The 16,005-nt window shown below is 55.1% G+C and carries 18 protein-coding genes; 16 read left to right on the top strand and 2 right to left on the bottom strand.

Annotated features, from left to right (window positions below; translation table 11 throughout):
• The first annotated feature begins 226 nt into the window (after positions 1 to 226).
• From tauA to tauD, 4 genes are read left to right on the top strand one after another with little or no spacing between them, the layout of a single operon-like run.
• Positions 227 to 1,204 carry a taurine ABC transporter substrate-binding protein gene (tauA, locus tag NIM72_RS10445; RefSeq protein ID WP_253420222.1) on the top strand — a complete coding sequence of 326 codons (978 nt, stop codon included), beginning with the start codon at positions 227 to 229 and terminating at the stop codon, positions 1,202 to 1,204.
• A 9-nt stretch (positions 1,205 to 1,213) separates the two neighbouring features.
• Positions 1,214 to 1,981: a taurine ABC transporter ATP-binding subunit gene (gene tauB / locus NIM72_RS10440; protein ID WP_222924921.1), complete on the top strand. Its 768-nt coding sequence runs from the start codon at positions 1,214 to 1,216 to the stop codon at positions 1,979 to 1,981.
• Complete coding sequence (gene tauC, locus NIM72_RS10435) at positions 1,978 to 2,805, top strand: taurine ABC transporter permease TauC (protein ID WP_161733638.1); 828 nt, start codon at positions 1,978 to 1,980, stop codon at positions 2,803 to 2,805. Before tauB ends, tauC begins: the two co-directional genes overlap by 4 nt.
• Complete coding sequence (gene tauD / locus NIM72_RS10430) at positions 2,802 to 3,641, top strand: taurine dioxygenase (RefSeq protein WP_161733636.1); 840 nt, start codon at positions 2,802 to 2,804, stop codon at positions 3,639 to 3,641. The genes tauC and tauD overlap by 4 nt, the downstream gene beginning before the upstream one ends.
• A gap of 324 nt (positions 3,642 to 3,965) precedes the next feature.
• On the opposite strand, the gene NIM72_RS10425 is transcribed toward tauD, so the two are convergent.
• On the bottom strand, positions 3,966 to 5,870 hold the full coding sequence (locus NIM72_RS10425) for an ABC transporter ATP-binding protein (protein ID WP_253420220.1): 1,905 nt from the start codon (positions 5,868 to 5,870) through the stop codon (positions 3,966 to 3,968).
• 112 nt (positions 5,871 to 5,982) lie between these two features.
• Between NIM72_RS10425 and kefG the strand changes: the two genes are divergently transcribed.
• The 4 genes from kefG (at position 5,983) to slyD (ending at position 9,319) form a co-directional block, all read left to right on the top strand.
• The gene (kefG, locus tag NIM72_RS10420) at positions 5,983 to 6,534 is read left to right on the top strand and encodes a glutathione-regulated potassium-efflux system ancillary protein KefG (RefSeq protein WP_033784144.1); all 552 of its coding nucleotides are present in this window, start codon (positions 5,983 to 5,985) and stop codon (positions 6,532 to 6,534) included.
• On the top strand, positions 6,535 to 8,343 hold the full coding sequence (gene kefB, locus NIM72_RS10415; RefSeq protein ID WP_161733632.1) for a glutathione-regulated potassium-efflux system protein KefB: 1,809 nt from the start codon (positions 6,535 to 6,537) through the stop codon (positions 8,341 to 8,343). It abuts the gene before it with no gap.
• A 23-nt stretch (positions 8,344 to 8,366) separates the two neighbouring features.
• A complete protein-coding gene (locus NIM72_RS10410) occupies positions 8,367 to 8,561 on the top strand; it encodes a YheV family putative zinc ribbon protein (protein ID WP_161733630.1) in 195 nt (64 codons plus the stop codon).
• Positions 8,562 to 8,758: 197 nt separating this feature from the next.
• Positions 8,759 to 9,319, top strand: a complete 561-nt coding sequence (slyD, locus tag NIM72_RS10405) for a peptidylprolyl isomerase (RefSeq protein WP_161733628.1) — start codon at positions 8,759 to 8,761, stop codon at positions 9,317 to 9,319.
• Positions 9,320 to 9,413: 94 nt separating this feature from the next.
• Here slyD and NIM72_RS10400 read toward each other — a convergent pair whose 3' ends face one another.
• Positions 9,414 to 9,632, bottom strand: a complete 219-nt coding sequence (locus NIM72_RS10400; RefSeq protein WP_161733626.1) for a SlyX family protein — start codon at positions 9,630 to 9,632, stop codon at positions 9,414 to 9,416.
• Positions 9,633 to 9,901: 269 nt separating this feature from the next.
• Between NIM72_RS10400 and fkpA the strand changes: the two genes are divergently transcribed.
• From fkpA to fusA, 8 genes are all read left to right on the top strand, one after another.
• Positions 9,902 to 10,747, top strand: coding sequence for an FKBP-type peptidyl-prolyl cis-trans isomerase (gene fkpA / locus NIM72_RS10395; protein WP_253420218.1), 846 nt, complete (start codon positions 9,902 to 9,904; stop codon positions 10,745 to 10,747).
• Between the two features lie 166 nt (positions 10,748 to 10,913).
• A complete protein-coding gene (locus NIM72_RS10390; RefSeq protein WP_013359249.1) occupies positions 10,914 to 11,636 on the top strand; it encodes a transcriptional regulator in 723 nt (240 codons plus the stop codon).
• Positions 11,636 to 12,022, top strand: coding sequence for a sulfurtransferase complex subunit TusD (gene tusD, locus NIM72_RS10385; RefSeq protein WP_161733624.1), 387 nt, complete (start codon positions 11,636 to 11,638; stop codon positions 12,020 to 12,022). The genes NIM72_RS10390 and tusD overlap by 1 nt, the downstream gene beginning before the upstream one ends.
• Entirely contained in the window at positions 12,022 to 12,381 is a 360-nt protein-coding gene (gene tusC, locus NIM72_RS10380) for a sulfurtransferase complex subunit TusC (RefSeq protein ID WP_161733622.1), read from the top strand. Before tusD ends, tusC begins: the two co-directional genes overlap by 1 nt.
• A gap of 9 nt (positions 12,382 to 12,390) precedes the next feature.
• Positions 12,391 to 12,678, top strand: a complete 288-nt coding sequence (gene tusB, locus NIM72_RS10375; RefSeq protein ID WP_161733620.1) for a sulfurtransferase complex subunit TusB — start codon at positions 12,391 to 12,393, stop codon at positions 12,676 to 12,678.
• A 124-nt stretch (positions 12,679 to 12,802) separates the two neighbouring features.
• Complete coding sequence (gene rpsL, locus NIM72_RS10370; RefSeq protein ID WP_003852912.1) at positions 12,803 to 13,177, top strand: 30S ribosomal protein S12; 375 nt, start codon at positions 12,803 to 12,805, stop codon at positions 13,175 to 13,177.
• 96 nt (positions 13,178 to 13,273) lie between these two features.
• Positions 13,274 to 13,744: a 30S ribosomal protein S7 gene (rpsG, locus tag NIM72_RS10365; protein ID WP_009087603.1), complete on the top strand. Its 471-nt coding sequence runs from the start codon at positions 13,274 to 13,276 to the stop codon at positions 13,742 to 13,744.
• Between the two features lie 90 nt (positions 13,745 to 13,834).
• Positions 13,835 to 15,949 carry an elongation factor G gene (fusA, locus tag NIM72_RS10360; RefSeq protein WP_033734130.1) on the top strand — a complete coding sequence of 705 codons (2,115 nt, stop codon included), beginning with the start codon at positions 13,835 to 13,837 and terminating at the stop codon, positions 15,947 to 15,949.
• The last annotated feature ends 56 nt before the right edge of the window (positions 15,950 to 16,005 follow it).

The raw sequence follows: 16,005 nt of genomic DNA, 5'->3' as shown, positions 1-16,005 counted from the left end.
GACCTTAACAGGCAAAAATTGGTAACGCATATCAATAGCACAGGGACAATGTGAGCGCCTGACATTTTTGCTTACTTTAGCTATTTTCAGCATTTGCGATTTTTGACTTAGTTTTGCAGATAGTGATCTAAGAACTTATTTCTATTAGGGATAATTTTTAATTCCTTTATGAAACTATAGCGGCCGCAGACACTACCTCCACTATAAAAATGGCGGGGTAATGATCATGGCAGCAACACGTTTAACTTTTTTAGCCGCAGCGCTGGCGCTGCTGGCGTTTCAGGCTGATGCGGTCAATGTCACCGTGGCGTACCAGACCTCAGCCGAACCCGCGAAAGTGGCGCAGGCTGACAACAGTTTTGCGAAAGAGAGCGGGGCCAGCGTTGACTGGCGAAAGTTTGACAGCGGTGCAGGCGTCTTACGCGCACTGGCGTCCGGCGACGTGCAGATTGGCAACATCGGTTCCAGCCCGTTAGCGGTCGCAGCAGCGCAGAAACTGCCAATTGAAGCGTTTTTACTCGCCTCTCAGCTGGGCAACTCTGAAGCGCTGGTGGTAAAAAAGACCATTACCTCTCCTAAAGATCTCATTGGCAAACGCATTGCGGTGCCGTTCATCTCTACTACTCACTACAGCCTGCTGGCTGCACTGAAACACTGGGGCATTACGCCGTCGCAGGTGCAGCTGATAAACCTGCAGCCGCCAGCGATTATCGCGGCCTGGCAGCGTGGCGATATTGATGGTGCCTATGTCTGGGCCCCTGCAGTCAATGAGCTGGAGAAAGAGGGCAAAGTGTTAACCGACTCTGCGGAAGTGGGGAGCTGGGGTTCGCCGACGCTGGACGTCTGGGTAGTACGCAAAGATTTTGCCGAACAGCATCCCGAGATCGTCACCGCTTTTGCCCGCAGCGCGATCGATGCGCAGCAGGCCTATCTTAACAGTCCCGACAGCTGGCTGAAGCAGCCCGATAACCTCAGCAAACTCTCACGCCTCAGTGGCGTGCCGGAAGCGCAGGTTCCCGGTCTGGTGAAGGGCAATACCTACCTGACGGCGCAGCAGCAGGTTGAGCAGCTGGGTAAACCGGTCAATAAGGCGATCGTCGATACCGCGCAGTTCCTGAAAGCGCAGGGCCGGGTGCCGCAGGCAGATAACGACTACAGCAGTTATGTAACCTCCCGCTTCGTCGCGCCATTAGTTAAACCATAAGGAGGCACTATGCTGCGTATCGCTCACCTTAATGCCCGTTATGCCGGACAGCCGGTGTTGCAGGATATCAATCTGCACCTGGACAGCCACGAACTGCTGGTCGTGCTCGGCCCCTCCGGCTGTGGCAAAACCACGCTGCTGAATCTGGTGGCCGGATTCCTGCCGGTGGAGTCGGGCAGCATCACGCTGGATAACCAGCCGGTGATCGGGCCAGGCGCGGAGCGCGGCGTGGTGTTTCAGCATGAAGGGTTACTGCCGTGGCGCAACGTACTGGATAACGTTTCCTTTGGACTGCAACTGGCGGGGATGCCGCGCCAGGCACGTGAGGTCATAGCGCGGAAACTTATCAGGCAGGTCGGGCTGGAAGGGGCGGAAAAGCGCGCCATCTGGCAGTTGTCCGGCGGTCAGCGTCAACGGGTAGGTATTGCGCGCGCGCTGGCCACCGATCCGCAACTGCTGTTGCTGGATGAGCCGTTTGGCGCACTGGATGCTTTTACCCGTGAGCAGATGCAGACACTGCTGCTGACGCTGTGGCGCGACAGCGGTAAACAGATCCTGCTGATTACACACGATATAGAAGAGGCGATTTTCCTCGCCAGCGAACTGATTCTGCTGTCGCCTGGACCGGGCCGCATCGTGGAGCGGCTGCGGCCCGAATTTGGCCGCCGTTTTGCCGCCGGAGAGTCGTGCCGCAGCATCAAATCCGATCCGCAGTTTATCGCTCAGCGCGAATATGTGCTGAGCCGGGTGTTTGATCAGCGGGAGGCGTTTGCATGAGCGCGTTAATCCACGATAAGTCTCTGCCGATGCGCCGCAGGCTGCGCTGGCCATTTTCAACCGCCTTTACGCTGAGCGTGCTGAGCCTCTCTCTGCTGTTACTGCTCTGGTGGGGCGTCACCGCGCTGGGCCTGATTGCTCCGCTGTTCCTGCCGTCGCCGCAGCAGGTGTTCAGCAAGCTGCTGGTGATTGCCAGCGCGCAGGGCTTTATGGATGCCACGCTGTGGCAGCATCTGGCTGCCAGCCTGACGCGGATGCTGATTGCGCTGACGGCTGCTGCCGCTATCGGTATTCCGGTGGGGATTCTGATGGGCCTCAGCCCGGTCGCTCGCGGCCTGCTCGATCCGCTGATCGAGCTCTATCGCCCGATTCCGCCACTCGCCTATCTGCCGCTGATGGTGATCTGGTTCGGCATTGGTGAGACGTCGAAAATCCTGCTGATCTATCTGGCGATCTTCGCGCCCGTAACACTCTCTACCCTGGCCGGGGTGCGTAACACGCAGCAGGTACGGATTCGCGCCGCTCGCTCGCTGGGGGCTAACCGCTGGCAGCTGCTGCGCTGGGTGATCCTGCCGGGCGCGCTGCCAGAGATTCTGACCGGTCTGCGCATCGGGCTGGGAGTGGGCTGGTCAACGCTGGTGGCAGCGGAGCTGATTGCCGCCACGCGCGGCCTCGGTTTCATGGTGCAGTCAGCGGGAGAGTTTCTCGCCACCGATGTGGTACTGGCGGGTATCGCAGTGATCGCCTTTATCGCTTTTAGCTTAGAACTCGGGCTCCGCGCGTTACAGCGCCGTCTGACGCCCTGGAGTGGAGAACAGTCATGAATGAACGTCTCAGTTTTACCCCGCTTGGCCCCTATATCGGCGCGCAGGTCTCTAACCTGGATGTTTCCCGGCCATTAAGTGATGCGCAGTTTGAACAGCTTTACCATGGCCTGCTGCGTCATCAGGTGCTGTTTCTGCGTGACCAGAAGATGACGCCGGAACAGCACCGCGCACTGGCGATTCGCTTTGGCGACCTGCATATCCATCCGGTCTATCCCCACGCAGAAGGCGTTGAGGAGATAATCGTGCTGGATACGCATCGGGATAATCCGCCAGATAACGACAACTGGCACACCGATGTCACCTTTATCGACACGCCACCGGCTATCGCTTTACTGGCCTCAAAAGTGTTGCCGGAAGCGGGCGGTGACACGCTCTGGACCAGTGGCATTGCGGCTTACGAGGCGCTTTCGGAACCTTTTAAGCAACTGCTGGCCGGGTTAAACGCCGAGCATGATTTCAAAAAGTCATTTCAGGAGTACAAGTACCGCAAAACCGAAGAGGAGCATCAGCGCTGGCAGCAGGCGGTGGCTAAGCATCCACCGGTGCAGCATCCGGTGATCCGTACGCATCCGGTCAGCGGCAAAAAAGCGCTGTTTGTGAATGAGGGTTTTACCACGCGGATTGTGGAGTTAAGCGAGAAGGAGAGTGATGCGCTGCTGGGCTTCCTGTTTGCGCATGCGACTAAACCGGAGTTCCAGGTGCGCTGGCGCTGGCAGCCAGACGATCTGGCAATCTGGGATAATCGGGTCACGCAGCATTACGCCAATGCCGACTACTATCCTGCCCGGCGGATCATGCAGCGGGCAACCGTGCTGGGGGATAAACCCCGTTAAATAAGAATCTCAGACTGCTGACAAACCCAGTCAGGGTTGCCCTGCCAGTAACGCATTAGCTAAAAGCGCAGGGAGAACGGACAGAGGAGGCAAGCGTCCCGCGCCTGGGACAAAAACGCCAGGCGTTTTTGAACAACGCAACGCGTTGGCCCGGCTACGGGCGCACCTCAGGGATGAGGTGCGTAATCGCGCGGGCCGAGCGGCCATGGAGGGTTTAAGCGACTTTCCGAACGGCGCGTTTTCCCTTCGCATGCTCGATCTCACCGCTGGCCGGGGCAGACTTTGTCAACAATCTCAATCTCCTCGCGAACGGGGAGATTGTTTTTATGAGGCCATCATCTGTTCGAGCTGTTCCTGGGCTTCCAGCCACGCCATCTCAACCTCTTCCAGCGCAGATTTACTCTCCGCCTGACGCTGCAGCGCGGCGGTCAGGTCCGCTTTACGGCTCTGATCATAAATCGCACTGTCTGAGAGCTGCGCTTCAGCATCGGCCAGCTGGCTCTGCCATTTGCTCATCTGCTTTTCCAGCTTCTCTATCTCTTTGCGTAACGGCTGCGTCTGGGTCCGCAGTTCGGCATCACGGCGCTTCTGGTCTTTACGCGCCTGGGCGCTGTTGCCGTTATCCTGCTTCGGCGCGACATCCTGTTGCGCCTGCTGTTTCTGCAGATCGCTCAGCCACTGCTGATAATCATCAAGGTCGCCCTCAAACACATCCACTTTGCCATCATGAACCAGATAGAGATCGTCGGTGGTGGCGCGCAGCAGGTGACGGTCGTGCGAGACCACGACCAGCGCACCTTCGAAGTCGATCAGTGCTTCGGTCAGTGCCTGGCGCATATCGAGATCCAGGTGGTTGGTCGGTTCATCCAGCAGCAGCAGGTTAGGGCGCTGCCAGACAATCAGCGCCAGCACCAGTCGCGCTTTCTCACCGCCGGAGAAGCGTTCGGTGTTTTCAGTGACTTTATCGCCGCGGAAATCGAAGCCGCCCAGATAGTCACGCAGCTGCTGTTCCAGCACTTTAGGTGCTATGCGCGACAGATGCTGCAGCGGCGACTCATCAGCCCGCAGGTACTCCAGCTGATGCTGGGCGAAGTAACCGAGCTTGATCCCTTTCGCCAGCCCCATCTTGCCGTCCATCGCTTCCAGCTCACCCGCCAGAAGCTTGATCAGGGTCGATTTACCGGCGCCGTTACGTCCCAGCAGGCCGATGCGCGATCCCGGCACCAGGTTGAGTTTGATGGCGTCGAGAATGATACGGTCGCCATAGCCCGCAGTGACCTTCTCCATTTTCATCAGCGGATTAGGCAGGTTCTCCGGCTTGCGGAAGGTGAAGCTGAACGGGTTGTCGACATGGGCCGGCGCGATCATCTCCATGCGCTCCAGCATCTTGATGCGGCTCTGCGCCTGCCTGGCTTTGGTGGCCTGGGCGCGGAAGCGATCAATGTAACTGTGTAAATGCGCTACTTTCTCCTGCTGACTCTCATACAGCGCCTGCTGCTGAGCCAGTTTGGCGACACGCTGCCGCTCGAAGGAGCTGTAGTTGCCGGTGTATTCGAACATCGACTCCTGTTCGATATGGATAATTTTGTCGATGACCGGATCGAGGAAGTCACGATCGTGCGAGATCAGGATCAGCGTGCCTTCATAACTCTTCAGCCAGCGTTCCAGCCAGATGACCGCATCGAGATCGAGGTGGTTGGTCGGTTCATCCAGCAGCAGCAGATCGGAACGGCAAATCAGCGCCTGTGCCAGGTTAAGGCGCATACGCCAGCCACCGGAGAAATCGCTGACCGGACGCTGCAATTGTTCCTGACTGAAGCCCAGACCGTGTAGCAGGCTTGAGGCGCGTGCATGGATGCTCCACGCCTGCACCGCGTCCAGCTGACCGTGCAACAGCGCAATGGCATTGCCATCGTCACGCAGATTGGCTTCCGCCAGTTCTGCTTCAAGCTGGCGATACTGGCGATCGCCATCAATCACATACTCCAGCGCGGCTTTATCCAGCGCAGGGGTTTCCTGATTCACCCAGGCCAGCGCCCAGTGTGTGGGGAACGTGACGGTACCGGCATCGCTGGTGATTTCACCTTTTAACAGCGACAGCAGCGTGGATTTCCCACAGCCGTTTTTACCCACCAGTCCGACCTTCTGGCCGGGATTAATGGTGGCGGTGGCATTGTCGAGCAGGACGCGGATGCCGCGGCGAATTTGTAAGGCTGAGAAGACAATCATGTAAGCGCCGTATCGTCAGAATATGTTAATTTACTGGCAACATAATGAGATTTTGCTGCGTCGTGCATGGTAGCGGAAAACCGCACCAATGACGACGCTTTGGAGGGAAAGGATGTCGCAGCCACCCAGGGTTTTGCTGCTTTATGCTCATCCGGAATCACAGGATTCGATCGCAAATCGGATTCTGCTACAGCCGGCTCAGGCACTGGAACACGTCACCGTGCACGATCTGTACGCGACCTATCCGGATTTTTTTATCGATATTCACTATGAACAACAGCTGCTGCGCGAACACGACGTCATCATTTTCCAGCATCCGCTCTATACCTATAGCTGTCCGGCGCTGCTGAAAGAGTGGCTGGATCGCGTTCTGTCACGCGGTTTCGCCAATGGTGTGGATGGCAATGCGCTGGAAGGCAAGTACTGGCGCAGCGTGGTGACGACCGGGGAACCGGAAAGTGCCTTTAAACAGCAGGGTCTGAACCGCTATTCGCTCAATGACATTATGCGTCCTTTTGAGCTGACCGCGCAGATGTGCCGTATGCACTGGATGCCACCGATGATCGTCTACTGGGCGCGTCGGCAGAGTCCGGAGTTAATGAAAAATTATGCCCGCGCCTATGGCGACTGGCTGGCAGCACCGCTGCCGAATGGAGGGGTATAGATGGAAGGGCAAACGCTGCTGACCGCCGGGGTGATTTATCTGGTCGCGGCGGTCTTGATTGTACCGGTGGCGGCTCGCCTCGGTATTGGTGCAGTTCTGGGCTATCTGGTGGCAGGTATCGCCATCGGCCCGTGGGGATTAGGCTTTATCAGCGACGTCGATGAGATTCTCCACTTCTCTGAGCTCGGCGTGGTTTTCCTGATGTTTATTATCGGGCTGGAGCTGAACCCGGCAAAGCTGTGGGCGCTGCGCCGCTCCATTTTTGGCGTCGGCGCGGCGCAGGTGATCTTCTCAGCGGCTATTCTGGGCGGCTTATTGTGGCTGACCAACTTTAGCTGGCAGGCGGCAATCATCGGCGGGATTGGTCTGGCGATGTCTTCGACCGCCATGGCGCTGCAGCTGATGATGGATAAGGGCATGAACCGCAGCGAAGCGGGGCAACTGGGCTTTTCGGTGCTGCTGTTTCAGGATATCGCGGTCATCCCGGCGCTGGCGCTGATCCCGCTGCTGGCCGGCACCGACAGCGGTCACATAGACTGGATGAAGGTCGGCATGAAAGTGCTGGCGTTTGCCGGCATGCTGGTGGGCGGACGCTATCTGCTGCGGCCGATCTTCCGTTACATCGCGGCATCAGGCGTGCGCGAAGTCTTTACCGCAGCGTCGCTGCTGCTGGTACTGGGTTCCGCGCTGTTTATGGATGCGCTCGGGCTGTCGATGGCGCTGGGCACCTTTATTGCCGGGATCCTGCTGGCAGAAAGTGAATACCGGCATGAGCTGGAAGTCGCTATCGACCCGTTTAAGGGTCTGCTGCTGGGCCTGTTCTTTATTTCGGTGGGCATGGCGCTCAACCTCGGTGTGCTCTATACCCATATTGTGACCATCCTGCTGGGCGTGGTGACGCTGGTGGCAGTGAAAACGCTGGTGCTCTATCTGCTGGCGCGCATTTATGGCCTGCGCAGTTCCGAGCGTCAGCAGTTCGCGGGCGTGCTGAGTCAGGGCGGCGAGTTTGCCTTTGTCCTCTTTTCAGCGGCCTCGTCGGCAAAGCTCTTCTCAGGCGATCAACTGCCGATGCTGCTGGTGACGGTGACGCTGTCGATGATGACCACGCCGTTGCTGATGAAGGGTATCGACCGACTGCTGGCACGCCGCTTTAATGAGCCGGACGAAAATGCAGAGAAACACTTTGTCGAAGATGATCAGCCGCAGGTGATTGTGGTGGGCTTTGGTCGCTTCGGTCAGGTGATCGGCCGCCTGCTGATGGCGAACAACACACGCATTACCGTGCTGGAGCGCGATATCAGTGTGGTGAGTCTGATGCGTAAATATGGCTACAAGGTCTATTACGGTGATGCCACTGAGCTGGAGTTACTGCGTGCCGCCGGTGCAGCCAGCGCCCAGTCGATTGTAATCACCTGTAATGAGCCGGAAGATGTGATGACTCTCGTGCATCTGTGCCAGCAGCATTTTCCGCACCTGCAGATTCAGGCGCGCGCCCGGGGCCGTGTGGAAGCGCATGAGCTGCTACAGGCAGGCGTCACGCAGTTCTCACGTGAGACCTTCTCCAGTGCGCTGGAGCTGGGCCGTAAGACATTGATGTCGCTGGGGATGCATCCCCATCAGGCGCACCGTGCTCAGCAGCATTTTCGCCGACTTGATATGCGGATGCTGCGCGAGCTGGTGCCAACGCTCTCTGAAAGCGCGGCGCAGGCCTCACGCGTCCGTGAAGCGCGGCGTGAACTGGAAGATATCTTCCAGCGCGAAATGCAGCGCGAAAAGCGGCAGATCGACGGCTGGGACGATGATCAATAATTTTTTTAAACAGGCAGAACCTAATGCGTAAACGTTTTATTGCTGGTGCGACATGCCCGCACTGCCAGGAGAAGGACACGCTGGCGATGTGGCGTGAAAACAATGTCGATGTGGTGGAGTGCGTAAAGTGTGGTCACCAGATGCGTGAGGCAGATAAGCAGGCGCGCGAGCAGGTTCGGACCAATGAGCAGGTTATCGGCATTTTCCATCCTGAATAGCGTAATCGGGCAGCTTTTTTTACGCTTAAACTTACAGCGGGATTGAATTCCGTTACAATTGACGCCATTAAGGCTGAAGTCGCAAGAGAAAGCGAAACCCCTCTTGCACTCAACCCCGAACCTTTCTGGTTGGTGTTATTGCACGCAAAAATAGACCAATGAGACGGGATCTCAGCTCTCAACGGTTAGGAGATATCATGAAAGTAGCAAAAGACCTGGTGGTAAGCCTGGCCTATCAGGTACGTACAGAAGACGGCGTGTTGGTTGATGAGTCACCGGTGAGTGCACCGTTAGACTACCTGCACGGTCATGGTTCCCTGATTTCTGGTCTGGAAAATGCGCTGGAAGATCACGTTGCCGGCGACAAGTTTGACGTGCATATCCCGGCAAACGATGCTTACGGTCAGTACGATGACAACCTGGTGCAGCGTGTGCCTAAAGACGTCTTCATGGGCGTTGATGAACTTCAGGTTGGCATGCGCTTCCTGGCAGAGACCGATCAGGGTCCGGTACCGGTAGAAATCACCGAAGTGGAAGACGATCACGTCGTGGTTGATGGTAACCACATGCTGGCGGGTCAGAACCTGAACTTCAACGTTGAAGTGGTCGCTATCCGTGAAGCCACACCGGAAGAACTGGCTCATGGCCACGTTCACGGTGCAGATGGTCATCATCATGACCACGATCACGGCCATGATCACGACCACGACCACGGTAAAGGCGGTTGTGGTACTGGCGGTTGCGGCTGCAGCCACTAACTCTCAACAGAGCTTTAAAGGCCACCTCCGGGTGGCCTTTCTTTTGGCTGTCACTCTGGTTCTGACCGGCTAACCGGAGCCAGATAGCCCACGATCAGTAGTGCGGGGGCGGGATCTCTTCAGACTGTGAGGCGACGATCGAGGGCGCATTCGCTTTGAGCTTGTCGGTTAAGATGCGCATCTGCTCACGCATCTTATTCATCTCCAGCTCATGCTGAACCACCGCGCTGTTCAGCTGATCTATCGTCATCTCCTGAAAGGCCAGTTTGCTCTCTAACGTCTCCAGACGCTGTTCCCACTCAGATTGTTGCATGACCTGTTCCTCTGTTAAGGTGCGACTCGGGGCGTGATTCTACGACCTGAAGGCCAGGAATCACCTGTTTTTTTTACGCCCGGAGGCGTTGCGCTTGAAAAAAGCCAGCGCGGCATCATCTCTGATGAAACTTCCCGATGTTATAAAGGTCGGAGGTAGACCGGGTAATTACATTGTGGGAGTGTTCGACACTGCCACGTAAAGTTATAGTGTGGGCCCTGAAGTCCGCAATGTTTCCCGAGGTTAGACGCTTCGGTTTTGGAGAATGGATGAAATCACTGTTTAAAGTCACATTGTTAGCTACCACCATGGCTGTTGCGCTGAATGCATCAATGGCAATGGCAGCAGACACCGCTGCGGCGCCACAGGCTGCACCAGCTGCCGCGCCACAGTCCGCGCCTCAGGCACCTAAGAATGCTGCTTTCAAAGATGAAGACCAGCAGTCTGCCTACGCACTGGGTGCTTCACTGGGTCGCTACATGGACAACTCCCTGAAGGAACAGGAAAAACTGGGCATCAAACTGGATAAGCAGCAGCTTATTGCGGGTGTTCAGGATGCGTTTGGTGGCAAGAGCAAACTGTCTGACGAAGAGATTGAGCAGACGCTGCAATCCTTTGAAGGCCGCGTGAAAGGCGCAGCCTCAGCGAAAATGGAAAAAGATGCGAAAGAGAACGCCGAAAAGGGCGACGCTTTCGCGACCAAATTTGCTAAAGAGAGCGGCGTGAAGAAAACCGAAAGCGGCCTGTTGTATAAAGTTGAGAAAGAGGGTACCGGCGACGCACCTAAAGACAGCGACACTGTCGTGGTGAACTACAAAGGTACGCTGATCGACGGTAATGAATTCGACAACTCTTATACCCGTGGCGAGCCACTCTCGTTCCGTCTGGACGGTGTTATCCCAGGCTGGACTGAAGGTCTGAAGCACGTGAAGAAAGGCGGCAAGATCAAGCTGGTGATCCCACCGAATCTGGCTTATGGCAAAAATGGCGTTCCGGGCATTCCGGCTAACTCCACTCTGATCTTTGATGTTGAACTGCTTGATATCAAACCCGCGCCTAAAGCAGATGAAAAAGCACAGGCCCCTGCGCCTGCTGCTGCAGAAAAAGCGCAGTAATCTGCTGACCGCCGCCTCAGGGCGGCGGTTTCATTTTAGCTTCACGACAAACCTCTGGCATAAGCCGACGACATTTGCCAGACTAATGCCTGCCTAATTATCCCAATATTGAGTCTGCCCATAAGCCGCTGTGACAGGCTCCAGCCATTCAGGGTGATACTCTTCAATGTCTAATCCATTCAATCCGGGTGAACTGAGCGACTTCGATCTTCTGGAGCAGCGCCCGTTCGAAGAAACTGATTACGATATTCTGAAATCGTACGAGGCTGTCGTGGATGGCCTGGCGATGTTGATCGGCTCGCATTGTGAAATCGTCCTGCATTCGCTGGAAGATCTGAAGTGTTCGGCCGTGCGTATCGCCAATGGTGAGCACACGGGTCGTAAAGTCGGTTCGCCGATTACCGACCTGGCCCTGCGTATGCTGCATGATATGCATGGCGCGGACAGCAACGTGTCACGTGCCTATTTCACGCGTGCCAAAAGCGGCGTGCTGATGAAGTCAGTCACCATTGCGATTCGCAACCGTCAGCAACGGGTTATTGGCCTGCTTTGCATCAACATGAATCTTGATGTGCCGTTCTCACAGATCATGTCGACCTTTATGCCGCCCGAGATGCAGCAGGTTGACTCCAACGTCAACTTTGCCAGTTCGGTCGATGATCTGGTGATGCAGACACTGGAGTTCACCATTGAAGAAGTCAGCGCTGATCGCAATGTGTCGAACAATGCCAAGAATCGCCAGATTGTGCTCAACCTGTATGAGAAGGGAATCTTCGATATCAAAGATGCCATCAACCAGGTGGCCGATCGGCTGAACATTTCGAAGCACACCGTTTATCTCTACATCCGCCAGTTTAAAAATGGCGACTTTCAGGGACAGGATCGGTAATGCGCTATACCCTGCTGGTCACCGGCCCGGCTTACGGTACGCAACAGGCGACCAGTGCATATCTGTTTGCCCGTGCACTGCTGACGGCAGGTCATCAGCTTGACAGCGTTTTCTTTTATCGCGAAGGCGTGTTGAACGCTAATCAGCTGACCGCACCGGCCAGTGATGAGTTTGATCTGGTGCGCGCGTGGCAGGCATTACATCAGGAGCAGGGTGTGGCACTGAACATCTGTGTAGCGGCTGCGCTGCGGCGTGGCGTCAGCGATCAGCAGGAAGCGGCCCGACTCCAGCTGGCGGGCAGTAACCTGCAGCCAGGCTTTACGCTGAGTGGCCTGGGTGCGCTGGCGGAAGCGGCGCTAAGCTGTGAACGCGTGGTGCAGTTCTGATGAATCGTGTCGCATTTGTCTTTACCCAGGCGCCGCATGGCAGCAGTGCAGGGCGCGAAGGGCTGGATGCCGCGCTGGCTACGGGTGCACTCAGTGAAGATATCGGCCTGTTTTTTATTGGTGATGGCGTGCTGCAGCTCAATCTGCACCAGCAGCCTGAGGCGATTAAGAGTCGTCACTATGCCGCGACCTTTGGCGTGCTGACGCTGTATGACATTGAACAGTGCTATCTCTGCCGGGCATCGCTGATAGCGCGTGGATTAGCGGTTGACGCTGACCGGTTGCTGGATGTTACGCTACTGGACGCGCCGGAGCTGCGGCAGACGCTGGCCAGCTACGATCGCATTCTGACTTTTTAAGAGACGTTAATGCTGCACACCTTAATGCATTCACCCGCATACTGTGACCTCGAAACCCTGCTTTTAATCGCGGGTGAGGGTGATGACCTGCTGCTGCTGCAGGATGGCGTGCTGGCTGCCTTAGCGGGCAGTCGCGCACTGATGCGGCTGTCAGAATGTGAAGCCACGCTGTGGGTGCTGGATGAAGATGTTCAGGCTCGCGGTCTTGCTGGACAAATTTCGACCAGTGTGCAGTCAATAGACTATACTGGCTTTGTCACGCTAACGATCAGGCATCAGCAACAAATGGTCTGGTAATCGGCTAAAACCTGGTTATTTCTTGACACCCCTTTGACTCAGCCCTAAAATTCTGCCTCCTCGTAATTCTACGAGGCGATTTATTACGTGTTTACGAAGCAAAAGCAAATCCAGGAGCTATTTAATGGCAACAGTTAACCAGCTGGTTCGCAAACCACGCGTCCGCAAAGTTGCAAAGAGCAACGTGCCGGCGCTGGAAGCTTGCCCGCAAAAACGTGGCGTTTGTACTCGTGTGTACACCACCACTCCTAAGAAACCAAACTCCGCACTGCGTAAAGTCTGCCGTGTGCGTTTGACCAACGGTTTTGAAGTTACCTCCTACATCGGCGGTGAAGGTCATAACCTGCAGGAACACTCCGTGATCCTGATCCGTGGCGGTCGTGTAAAAGACCTGCCAGGTGTGCGTTACCACACCGTTCGTGGCGCGCTGGACTGCTCAGGTGTTAAAGACCGTAAGCAGGCTCGCTCCAAGTACGGCGTGAAGAAGCCAAAGGCTTAATGGTTCTCCGTTAAGTAAGGCCAAACGTTTTAAATTAAATGTCATAATAAACTCATAGAGTTTTGGACAATCCTGAATTAACAACGGAGTATTTCCATGCCACGTCGTCGCGTCATTGGTCAGCGTAAAATTCTGCCAGATCCTAAGTTCGGATCAGAGCTGCTGGCCAAATTTGTAAATATCCTGATGGTAGATGGTAAAAAATCTACTGCAGAATCAATCGTTTATACCGCGCTTGAGACCCTGGCTCAGCGTTCAGGTAAAAACTCCCTGGAAGCCTTTGAAGTAGCGCTGGAAAACGTGCGTCCGACTGTCGAAGTTAAGTCACGTCGCGTTGGTGGTTCTACTTATCAGGTACCAGTTGAAGTCCGTCCGGTTCGTCGTAATGCCCTGGCAATGCGCTGGATCGTAGATGCTGCTCGTAAACGCGGTGATAAATCAATGGCTCTTCGCCTGGCGAACGAACTTTCTGATGCTGCAGAGAACAAAGGTACTGCAGTTAAGAAACGTGAAGACGTTCACCGTATGGCTGAAGCCAACAAGGCGTTCGCACACTACCGCTGGTAACAGTCGCGTAGTTGTTAAACCAGCGGGCGCCCAGAGGGCCAACCCGCTGGGGTTGACTAATTTTGAACGTCCGAAAAACCGAGGAATCAAATGGCTCGTAAAACACCCATTGCTCGCTACCGTAACATCGGTATCAGTGCGCACATCGACGCCGGTAAGACTACCACTACCGAACGCGTTCTGTTCTACACCGGTGTAAACCACAAAATTGGTGAAGTACATGACGGCGCAGCAACCATGGACTGGATGGAGCAGGAACAGGAACGTGGTATTACCATCACTTCCGCTGCGACCACCTGTTACTGGTCTGGTATGGCCAAGCAGTTTGAACCACACCACATCAACATCATCGACACCCCAGGACACGTTGACTTCACCATCGAAGTTGAACGTTCTATGCGTGTGCTTGATGGCGCGGTAATGGTTTACTGTGCAGTTGGTGGCGTTCAGCCACAGTCTGAGACCGTATGGCGTCAGGCTAACAAATATAAAGTTCCACGCATTGCGTTCGTTAACAAAATGGACCGCATGGGTGCTAACTTCCTGAAAGTTGTTAACCAGATGGAAGTTCGTCTGGGCGCAACTCCAGTTCCTCTGCAGCTGGCTATTGGCGCAGAAGAGAAATTCACCGGTGTTGTTGACCTGGTGAAAATGAAAGCAATCAACTGGAACGACGAAGATCAGGGTGTGACCTTCGTTTACGAAGATATCCCAGCTGATATGCAGGAACTGGCTGAAGAATGGCGTGCAAAGCTGGTTGAAGCCGCTGCTGAAGGCTCTGATGAGCTGATGGAGAAATTCTTCGGTGGTGAAGAACTGACTGAAGAAGAGATCAAAACCTCTCTGCGTAAGCGTGTTCTGAACAACGAAATCATCCTGGTAACCTGTGGTTCTGCATTTAAGAACAAAGGTGTTCAGGCGATGCTGGATGCAGTTGTTGAATATCTGCCAGCACCGACTGACGTAACCGCGATCAACGGTATGCTGGACGACGGTAAAGACACGCCGGCTGTTCGTCACTCAGACGACAACGAGCCGTTTGCTGCACTGGCGTTCAAAATCGCTACTGACCCGTTTGTAGGTAACCTGACCTTCTTCCGCGTTTACTCTGGTGTTGTTAATACGGGTGACACCGTGTTCAACCCGGTTAAGTCAAACCGTGAGCGTTTGGGCCGTATCGTTCAGATGCACGCTAACAAGCGTGAAGAGATCAAAGAAGTCCGTGCGGGTGATATCGCAGCTGCGATCGGCCTGAAAGATGTGACCACTGGTGACACCCTGTGTGACCCAGAGAACGTCATCATCCTTGAGCGCATGGAATTCCCGGAGCCGGTAATCTCTATCGCCGTTGAACCAAAAACCAAAGCTGACCAGGAAAAAATGGGTCTGGCTCTGGGCCGTCTGGCGAAAGAAGACCCATCATTCCGCGTATGGACTGATGAAGAATCTAACCAGACCATCATCGCGGGTATGGGTGAATTGCACCTCGACATCATCGTTGACCGCATGAAGCGTGAGTTCAACGTTGAAGCAAACGTGGGTAAACCACAGGTTGCTTACCGTGAAGCGATTCGTAACAAAGTTACCGATGTTGAAGGTAAACACGCCAAGCAGTCTGGTGGTCGTGGTCAGTACGGTCATGTTGTTATCGACATGTACCCACTGGAGCCAGGTTCGAATCCGAAAGGCTATGAATTTGTCAACGACATCAAAGGTGGTGTGATTCCTGGTGAATACATCCCTGCGGTTGACAAAGGTATCCAGGAGCAGCTGAAATCAGGCCCTCTGGCGGGTTATCCGGTGGTGGATCTGGGCGTGCGTCTGCACTTCGGTTCTTACCATGATGTCGACTCCTCAGAGCTGGCGTTTAAACTGGCCGCGTCTATTGCCTTCAAACAAGGCTTTAAACAAGCGACACCTGTTCTGCTTGAGCCTATCATGAAGGTTGAAGTTGAAACGCCAGAAGAGAACACGGGCGATGTCATCGGTGACCTTAGTCGTCGTCGTGGTATGCTCAAAGGGCAGGAATCTAACGCTACTGGCGTTCAGATTCACGCTGAAGTTCCGTTGTCTGAGATGTTCGGATACGCAACTCAGCTGCGTTCTCTGACCAAAGGTCGTGCTTCTTACTCCATGGAGTTCCTGAAGTATGACGATGCGCCGAACAACGTAGCGCAGGCCGTTATTGAAGCTCGTAGCAAATAAGCTACGGTTTAAATTTGAACTGATGCCTTCACCCAGATGGTGAAGGCACAACGTAA

It is taken from the genome of Pantoea sp. B550, assembly GCF_024158165.1.
GTDB classification, from domain to species: domain Bacteria; phylum Pseudomonadota; class Gammaproteobacteria; order Enterobacterales; family Enterobacteriaceae; genus Pantoea; species Pantoea alfalfae.
Note: the sequence above shows the minus strand (reverse complement) of the source record. Positions and strands in the feature narration are given on the sequence as shown.

Coding starts and splice junctions, on each gene's coding strand:
- NIM72_RS10400 (WP_161733626.1), bottom strand. CDS start 9,632: ATGCAACAATCTGAGTGGGAACAGCGTCTGGAGACGTTAGAGAGCAAA.
- rpsG (WP_009087603.1), top strand. CDS start 13,274: ATGCCACGTCGTCGCGTCATTGGTCAGCGTAAAATTCTGCCAGATCCT.
- fkpA (WP_253420218.1), top strand. CDS start 9,902: ATGAAATCACTGTTTAAAGTCACATTGTTAGCTACCACCATGGCTGTT.
- NIM72_RS10390 (WP_013359249.1), top strand. CDS start 10,914: ATGTCTAATCCATTCAATCCGGGTGAACTGAGCGACTTCGATCTTCTG.
- rpsL (WP_003852912.1), top strand. CDS start 12,803: ATGGCAACAGTTAACCAGCTGGTTCGCAAACCACGCGTCCGCAAAGTT.
- tauA (WP_253420222.1), top strand. CDS start 227: ATGGCAGCAACACGTTTAACTTTTTTAGCCGCAGCGCTGGCGCTGCTG.
- fusA (WP_033734130.1), top strand. CDS start 13,835: ATGGCTCGTAAAACACCCATTGCTCGCTACCGTAACATCGGTATCAGT.
- tusC (WP_161733622.1), top strand. CDS start 12,022: ATGAATCGTGTCGCATTTGTCTTTACCCAGGCGCCGCATGGCAGCAGT.
- kefG (WP_033784144.1), top strand. CDS start 5,983: ATGTCGCAGCCACCCAGGGTTTTGCTGCTTTATGCTCATCCGGAATCA.
- slyD (WP_161733628.1), top strand. CDS start 8,759: ATGAAAGTAGCAAAAGACCTGGTGGTAAGCCTGGCCTATCAGGTACGT.
- tusD (WP_161733624.1), top strand. CDS start 11,636: ATGCGCTATACCCTGCTGGTCACCGGCCCGGCTTACGGTACGCAACAG.
- tauB (WP_222924921.1), top strand. CDS start 1,214: ATGCTGCGTATCGCTCACCTTAATGCCCGTTATGCCGGACAGCCGGTG.
- tauD (WP_161733636.1), top strand. CDS start 2,802: ATGAATGAACGTCTCAGTTTTACCCCGCTTGGCCCCTATATCGGCGCG.
- tauC (WP_161733638.1), top strand. CDS start 1,978: ATGAGCGCGTTAATCCACGATAAGTCTCTGCCGATGCGCCGCAGGCTG.
- tusB (WP_161733620.1), top strand. CDS start 12,391: ATGCTGCACACCTTAATGCATTCACCCGCATACTGTGACCTCGAAACC.
- NIM72_RS10425 (WP_253420220.1), bottom strand. CDS start 5,870: ATGATTGTCTTCTCAGCCTTACAAATTCGCCGCGGCATCCGCGTCCTG.
- kefB (WP_161733632.1), top strand. CDS start 6,535: ATGGAAGGGCAAACGCTGCTGACCGCCGGGGTGATTTATCTGGTCGCG.
- NIM72_RS10410 (WP_161733630.1), top strand. CDS start 8,367: ATGCGTAAACGTTTTATTGCTGGTGCGACATGCCCGCACTGCCAGGAG.